General features: G+C 46.8%; 5 protein-coding genes and 1 pseudogene. 2 read left to right on the forward strand and 4 right to left on the reverse strand.

Going from position 1 to position 7,851, the window contains the following annotated elements; all coding sequences use genetic code 11:
* Positions 1–82 precede the first annotated feature (82 nt).
* The 4 genes from QUA38_RS01815 to QUA38_RS01830 all read right to left on the reverse strand — a co-directional run bounded on the left by QUA38_RS01815 (position 83) and on the right by QUA38_RS01830 (position 5,318).
* Positions 83–496, reverse strand: a complete 414-nt coding sequence (locus QUA38_RS01815; protein WP_333158690.1) for a hypothetical protein — start codon at positions 494–496, stop codon at positions 83–85.
* Between the two features lie 379 nt (positions 497–875).
* Positions 876–3,026, reverse strand: coding sequence for an NAD-dependent DNA ligase LigA (gene ligA, locus QUA38_RS01820; protein ID WP_333158692.1), 2,151 nt, complete (start codon positions 3,024–3,026; stop codon positions 876–878).
* 111 nt (positions 3,027–3,137) lie between these two features.
* On the reverse strand, positions 3,138–4,202 hold the full coding sequence (locus QUA38_RS01825) for a vWA domain-containing protein (RefSeq protein ID WP_333158694.1): 1,065 nt from the start codon (positions 4,200–4,202) through the stop codon (positions 3,138–3,140).
* 135 nt (positions 4,203–4,337) lie between these two features.
* Entirely contained in the window at positions 4,338–5,318 is a 981-nt protein-coding gene (locus tag QUA38_RS01830) for an Npun_R2479 family HD domain-containing metalloprotein (protein ID WP_333158697.1), read from the reverse strand.
* A 475-nt stretch (positions 5,319–5,793) separates the two neighbouring features.
* On the opposite strand from QUA38_RS01830, the gene QUA38_RS01835 reads away from it, so the two are divergent.
* Positions 5,794–7,542: an alpha/beta hydrolase gene (locus QUA38_RS01835; protein ID WP_333158699.1), complete on the forward strand. Its 1,749-nt coding sequence runs from the start codon at positions 5,794–5,796 to the stop codon at positions 7,540–7,542.
* Positions 7,543–7,738: 196 nt separating this feature from the next.
* A pseudogene (locus QUA38_RS01840) lies at positions 7,739–7,851 on the forward strand (photosystem II q(b) protein); the annotation flags it as partial.

The raw sequence follows: 7,851 nt of genomic DNA on the forward strand, positions 1-7,851 counted from the left end.
TTTTCTCACCGCGACTCCTGTGGGGATTGTATCCGTATTTCAGTCAGAGCAAGTCAAAAATTCTCAGAAACCCGGAGATGCTCTATCTAGGGTTGGTCTGTCTCGGATTTGGAGCCGCAGTTCCGTAATTGACTCGACAGCCTATATTGAACAAACTCGAACTGCACTCAAGAGGGACAATCTGCTGGTCGAGGAGGGCGCTGCAACTGACATACTCGTCGTTATTAGTATCTCTTACCATACATTCGATCGGGTTAGCTCCCGATCGCGCCGACCAACTCTTCATGCCTACGACTGCAATCATATGCTGCCAGTAGAATGCAAATAGCGACACTGCAAACAGTACAGCAACTCCTAATCCTACTTTCAATTTCCAACTATTTAGGACATTTCCCAAACTGTTTTTCACGTTTTCCACCCCAGAAATTGAGCTTTCGGTAGTTATTTCTGGAGTTGTCAAGTTTGTTTGTGTTTGTTCTGCTGGAATTTCAGACATAATGTATCTCCTATGATTGCTGGGATTTGGCTAACCTGGCAATTGCCATCGCTATTGCAAACTTTATCAAATTTTAGCAAAACTAGCCTGTACCGACAACCGATTTGGGCAGCACCGTCCGGGAAGTATGTATATTCAGCAAGTGCGATCCTCTTCGTTGGCGTAGCCCCCGTAGGGGCGGGCTTCGCTAACGCGATTTCTATTCCTTTTGACGTATTGCCCAATTCGCGATCGGCTATTTTGCATCGACGGTAATAGAATTGTTGGGGATTTTATTTGAAAACGGCTGAAGTTAATCACCGCTTTTTTTGCGAACAGCAGAGAGCGCAGAGGGCGCACAGAAAGAGAAAAGAGAGATATCTTGACTTTTGCCAATCCTTTATGGTGTCGATAGCAGTTCTAATAACTCAGCTTCAGAAAGGAGTTCTATCCCCAAAGATTGAGCCTTTTCCAACTTAGAACCCGCATCTTCTCCCACAACCACATAATCTGTTTTAGCACTCACAGAACTTGTGACTTTACCTCCTGCTTTTTGAATCAAATCTTTAGCTTCATCTCGTTTCAAGGTGGGTAAAGTTCCAGTCAGCACAAAACTTTTGCCTGCCAGTTGTAAATTTGTGCTGGCTAAATTTTGATTTTTTACCTCTGACTGCAATTGCAAGCCTGCAGTTTTCAACCGTGCAATTAAACTTTGATTTGCCGGAACTCGAAACCACTGATAAACAGCTTGAGCAATTTCCGGGCCGATGCCGTAAACCCCCTCAATCGAGGCCGCCGATAACGCTGCTAACTCTTCGACATTTGCAAACCTTTCTGTCAGCAATTGAGCGTTGACGCTACCGACGTGGCGGATGCCCAAGCCGTAAAGTACCCGCGAATAAGGTTGATTTTTCGATTGGGCGATCGCACTTACCAACTTTTCTGCTAACTTCTTACCCATGCGTTCCAAACTCATCAATCTTTCCGCAGTCAAATCGTACAAATCCGCCGCCGAATGCACCAGATTACTATCAACTATCTGCTGCACCAACTTTTCCCCAACACCGTTAATATCCAGAGCATCCCGGCTGCAAAAATGAATCAGCGAACCCCTCAAAATCGCCGGACAAGATGTATTGATGCAACGAGTAACTGCCTCCCCCTTTTCCCGAACCACAGGCTGTTCGCATTCAGGACAGCAACTAGGCATTTGGAAAAGTTGAGCATTTTGGGGGCGCAGTTCCGGCAAAACCCGCACAACTTCAGGTATAATTTCCCCAGCTTTTCTCACAATTACAGTATCGCCAATGTGCAGGTTCAGATCGGAAAGTCGATCGCTGTTGTGGAGAGAAGCCCGCGAAACCGTCGTCCCCGCCAACTGCACCGGTTTGAGTTCCGCTACAGGAGTCAGAGCCCCGGTTCTCCCTACTTGCACGGTGACAGCTTCTACTATTGTAGGCACTTCGGCTGCGGGATACTTCAGTGCGATCGCCCAGCGCGGAAACCTCTGAGTAAAACCCAATTGTTTTTGCAGCAAAACCGAATTAATCTTAACAACAACCCCATCCGTCATGTAAGGCAAATTCCGCCGCTCAGTATCCCAATATTCGTAATACTCCCGAACCTCATCTAAAGAATAGCAAATTTTGCGATAGGGATTCACCTTAAACCCCATTCTTCGCAACAATTCCAACGAATCCCACTGCGTTTTCTCCTCGTTACCCTCATCTAAATGCAGAGTATAAGCAAAGAAATCCAACCGTCGCTTATCCACAATTTTAGAATCCAACTGTCGCAGCGTACCCGCCGCAGCATTGCGAGGATTAGCAAACAATTGTTCCCCAGCTTTTTCCCGTTCCCGATTAATTTCCTCAAACACAGCTAAAGACAAAAAAGCCTCTCCCCGCACTTCCACAACAGGTGGCGGATTATCTAAATTCAGCTTTAAAGGAATCGAGCGAATAGTCTTAACATTTTGAGTAATTTCCTCTCCCGCAAGGCCGTCTCCGCGCGTCGCACCGCGAACTAAAACCCCATTTTCATAGGTTAATGCTAAAGCAGAACCATCAATTTTTAACTCGCAAACATAGGAAACCCCCCCCAGCCCCGCCTTACTAAGGGGGGGAGTAATTTCCCTGTTTTCCTGATTGCTAATCGAAGATGTCCTTCCCTCTTGACCGGGGTTTAGGGAGGGTGCATTTCCCTCTTGTTCTACCCCTTGATAAGTAAGGGTTAGGGGGGGGGCGACCTTTTGCCAGCGTTCCTGCCATTTAGCAAATTCCTCAAAATTAAAAGCATTTTCCAAACTGTAGAGAGGAATATTATGTTTGACGCTAAAAAATTGAGTAGCAGGCTGTTCTCCCACCCGCTGAGTCGGACTTTCCGCAGTAATTAATTCTGGGTATTCTGATTCTAATTCTTGTAACTGTCGATAAAGTCGATCGTACACTTCATCTGGGATGATCGGCGCATCGAGAACATAATAAGCATAGCTAGCTTCCTGTAGCTGCTGCCTCAATTTTTGAATTTGCTGCTGTATTTCGGGTTGCATATTAATTTGAAAGTGTATATTTAACCGCAGACCATAACACAAACTCAGATAATAGAGATTTTAACCTTATCTACATCGATCTGCGGTTGTTGTTTGGACATTTAAGATCGATTAACGATCCCAATCTTCAACTTCATAAAGGAAACCAGTTCCCCCCATCAGCTTGCGATTGGCAGAGGTACTTTGCACAAAAACCGCATACTTTTCTAGATTGCTAGGTTTGATGCGAACTGTTTCGCCCATTGGCAAACCCAACATTTCTCGCGCCGCTTCTCCTTCAAACAAATCCCCTGTGGAACGATCCATCAGCACAATTTCTTTCTTGCCTTGGATAGTTTCTGTTTTAGTAAATTCATAAAACCCGCGCCCGGTTTTAAAAGCCAAACCATTCTCTAGAACAAAAGCTTTAATTGAAATTTCGCTGTCTACTTCTAGAATCTGAAATCTCCCCGGTTTTACGGCTCGCAATTCTGCAGATTCGTAAACAGTGGCGTCTTCCCGCTTCAGCATGGTATCAAACATCTTGTTTAATCCGCGACTCATGCGACCTTGACTGACAACTTCTTGTTCGTAAGCTTGTAGTTGTTCGTTAGATGACTGTTGGTAACAAACTGCTAAAAATAAATCTGTGATGTAGGAAAATTGGTCAAGATTGAGGTGAAAACCCCCGGATTTTTCGGCTAGTTCTTTATAGAATAAAGTGGCGTGGTGACGGTTGAGAGCTTGGATGCCGTAAACGGCAATTCCCATCTGTGTTAACTTATCTACTTCCTGACGCCAGTTAAGTTTTTGAGGAGTTTGAGCGGGTGCGTGCGGGATGTCGTCGCCAATTAGTACCAATGTTTTGGAATTAGTTGGAGTCCAAGAAAGTGACTGAGCTTCGTGCAAGACTAATTCATAACATTCTGGAGCATCGCCACCGCCAGTTGGCTCTACATTTTGAACAAAATTGCAAATTGTGCCGACATCGCCTGACAAATCGAGGTGTTTAGTTACGTAAGTGCTGCCAGCATCGCAATAGTCCCCGTGAGCTATAATGCCAATGCGAATGCCAGGAATTTCATCTAGCAGTCTCGTTACCGTTTCTTTAATTTTCCGACGAACTTGCGTCAAACAAGGGTACATACTGCCAGTAGTATCAAAGCTAAAAACGACTTCAATGTTGTTGTTTGCCATGACATAACTCTCCTTAACACACATCGATTTATTAGCTCTATTATAGCTAATAAAAAGACGAGTCAGCAACTCGATTAAAAAAATCTCCTAATCCTGGCTCGCTTGATTTGCTTCAGCATAAGGCTGGTTAATTCATCACAAATTCAAATCAAAAAACTCGCTAAATTTCTTGTTTTCTCCGGGCATGGGAGCTTGAAGATTATCACTATCTTTTTCGCCGTTCAAGTTGCCAGTGGCGCGGGATTTGATTAATTCTTGAGCGTTTGTCTTGTTGAAAGCGATCGGTTCAGCGTGTTCAACCTGAAATACGTTGGCATAGAGATTGGCAATAATCTGTTTGCCTCCCTGGGTCAATTCCAAGTAGTTCAAAGCTGCTGGAATGTAAGGAAAAACTCCATTCCAATAAAACTTGGCGTAATTTTGTCGCAAATCTCCCGGAGACTTGTATCCCAAGATTTTATTAGTGCCGACTTCCTCAAATTCGTAGAACAGGGCACTTATTTTTCGCAGGTAATTGGGGTCGCTCAACTGACCGATCAAATCGGCGGCTCTAGCGAGTCCAGAATAATTGTTTCTGTCTTGATGAGTTTCGCTAGCAGGAACTGGAAAGCGCGTCAATTCAATATTGCGCTTGATTTGTTCGGCATCAATTAATGTGTGACCGCCGAAGCGTTCGTCAATTACGAGTTTTCCTCGATCGACATGATAAGGAGTTAAACTGGCAGAAGTTGCGCCGATCGGCACAGAAACCATACCCCCGTCAATACCCGTAGCGTAGAGTCCCACAGCTTCTTGGTCTTGGCGACAAACACCTTTGACGTAGCCAATATCGTGGCACAGGAGCGAGATCAGGTAGTGCAGCCAATCTTCCGGCGACACTCCCCCTTCGCGAATATGCTTGCCACGGAGAATCTCTTGTCCCACCAAAGCCACGAGCATTGTGTGTTCCACATTGTGGTAGAGAGCATCGCAGTTAGCGATATTTTCCAGAGCCATAGTCCCTGCCCAGGCGATAATTTCAGGGTAGTCAGGCTTGTACTTGCCGTAGGTGCGACGGTAGCCGGCCTGCAGCTCTTGCACAAAAGCGTCAATCAGGATAGCAGTTGCATTGAACATCATAAATTCTCTCACTCAGGCTGTACTTACAAACTTGATCGAAAATATCTTGCATAATAGTGGGACTTAAACATTTTGGAGTCGCTTTAGGAGCCCCAACCCCTCGGTGGCAATAGAAAGAGGTCGATCACCTAAAAATGCCTGAAACCTTTGGTATAACTAGATTCATGCCCATTCGAGCTAAAAGTTTTTCTCTATTTGGGTTGGAAGCTATTTTGGCTTCAGTTTTTGTATAAGTCCCGATAGCTGAAAAAATAATCAATGGACATTCCAACAGGTTTGACCCCTCGGCGTTGAATTTTAAATTTCAGCTAGTCTTGTCAAATCCGAAAATTGCTCTCAAGGCTATGCTTCCCACGATAACCTAATTTCCGAAGCATCCGAAGCAACCGATCGATTTTTCGGCATTAAATATTGACGAAACAATTTACATCGTTTCACCGACTAATTATTGGAAGTCCTAGGTGTGAAAGTTATGAACTGTCTGTTTTCGAGCCTCTCCACTGCTGCCCTTCGCACTCGGCGGTCGATCGCCCCAAAATACCTAGGATTGTTTGCATTCACTGCTGTTTGCACTGCCGCACCGGCGGCAATGGGTGCCGAGCGAATTTACGTAACTTACGGGCCGCTAGAAGAATCAGTTCCCATCGAATCCCTGGCACTCTTCGCTAAACAAGGCAAAATAGACTCGAACTTGGACGGCTTCGCTCAGTACATCAAAGAATCTCAGCTAGCTGACATTCACAGCGCCCTGCAAGCGAAAGCTGAAATCAGCCAGGTGACGATCGCCCAATTCCTTTACACGCCTCAAGGAGAAGTGCTGCTGAGACGCTTGGGCCGAGTAATTCAAACCAAAGCTCGGCAGCCTGGATTTTATGCCATCCGAGCCGCCCTGATTTTAGCAGCCTCAGATCCAGAAGGCCTGACAATTCTCAACGTGCTGCGGAAATTCCCCACCTATGGCATCAGGATTGACATCGCCCGCGCATTGGGTATCGCCAACGAGCTGACCTCGCTGATCAACCGTTCCAATCAGACGATCGCCGGAGTCGCTCAATTGTCCGAAGCACAAGCAGCCTCAGAACCCGCCATACCGCCCGCCGCAATGCTGCAGCCCCAGCTACCGGGCCCCTATACTTGGAAAAAATCATCGGTAACTGTGACGAGTCCAAATCGCCCTCGCACGTTTGATATGGACATTTACCTGCCGCAGGGCAGCCCGCAACCGGCCCCAGTAGTAGTAATTTCCCACGGTTTAGGTTCCGATCGCCTTTCCTTCGAGTATTTAGCCAAACACCTAGCCTCCTACGGCTTTGCCGTCGCCGTCCCCGAACACCCCGGCAGCAACGCCCAACAAATCCAAAACTTGGTAACAGGCAGAGCCAATGAAGTAGCAGAACCAGCAGAATTTATCAACCGCCCCCTCGACATCAAAGACTTGCTCGATTATTTAACCCAACTTTCTACCACCAATCCTGCCTATCAAGGGCAGCTCGACTTGCAGCGGGTCGGCGTCATCGGCCAGTCTTTCGGTGGCTATACGGCTTTAGCATTAGCCGGGGCGGGGATTAATTTTGCACAGCTAGACAAAGATTGCGGACTCGAAAACGATAGTTGGAACCTCTCCCTACTGTTGCAGTGCCGCGCCCGCGGCCTAGAGCGCAACCAGTACAATTTCGACGACCCGCGCATCAAAGCTGTGATCGCCATCAACCCGATCGTTAGCAGCATTCTCGGAGAAACAAACCTCAGCAAGATCCAAATCCCAGTCATGCTAATCGCAGGCAGCGCCGATACCGTCGCCCCCGCTTTGCTCGAACAAATTCAACCGTTCACATGGCTGACATCGCCCAACAAATATCTCGTACTGATGAACAACGGGACTCACTTCTCAACGATCGAGGATTCCCCTCAAAGCCTCTTTCTGCCACCACCAGAGGTCATTGGGCCAGAACCAGCTTTAGCCCGCCGCTACCTCAGCGGACTCAGCCTAGCTTTCATGGAAAGCTATTTGAACAACAAATCAAATTTCCGCCCGTATTTGGAGCCATCCTACGCTTTAAGCATCTCCCGAGACACTCTCGGACTGAGAATTTTGCGATCGCTCACCCCGCAGCAACTCCAGCAGTTCAGGATTTCTCCACCTGCTCGCAGGCCAGTCTCTCCACCTGTCCTCGCTCCTGTTCCTCTACCTTCGCCACCTCCCATAGCTCCCGTTCGTTAGGCTTGAGGTGCGCCGAAGAGCAAGCTGGCATATCTTTTCGCGATCGGGCGATCGCCCCTGTCTCTGGTTTCATCAGCTTTCCTAATCGCAGTCATCAGTTTAACTGTCGCTAAACCCCTTTACAAACGTTAACAACACCGTTAATAATATAAACATCATCCGAACATTGACAACCAAATACAGCAATCATAAAACCATGACAACAACCTTACAACAGCGCGAAAGCGCCAATGTCTGGGAACGCTTTTGTGAGTGGGTAACATCAACCGACAACCGCATTTATGTAGGTTGGTTCGGAGTCTTGATGAT

Source organism: Microcoleus sp. Pol12B4, from assembly GCF_036701385.1.
Classification (GTDB): domain Bacteria; phylum Cyanobacteriota; class Cyanobacteriia; order Cyanobacteriales; family Microcoleaceae; genus Microcoleus.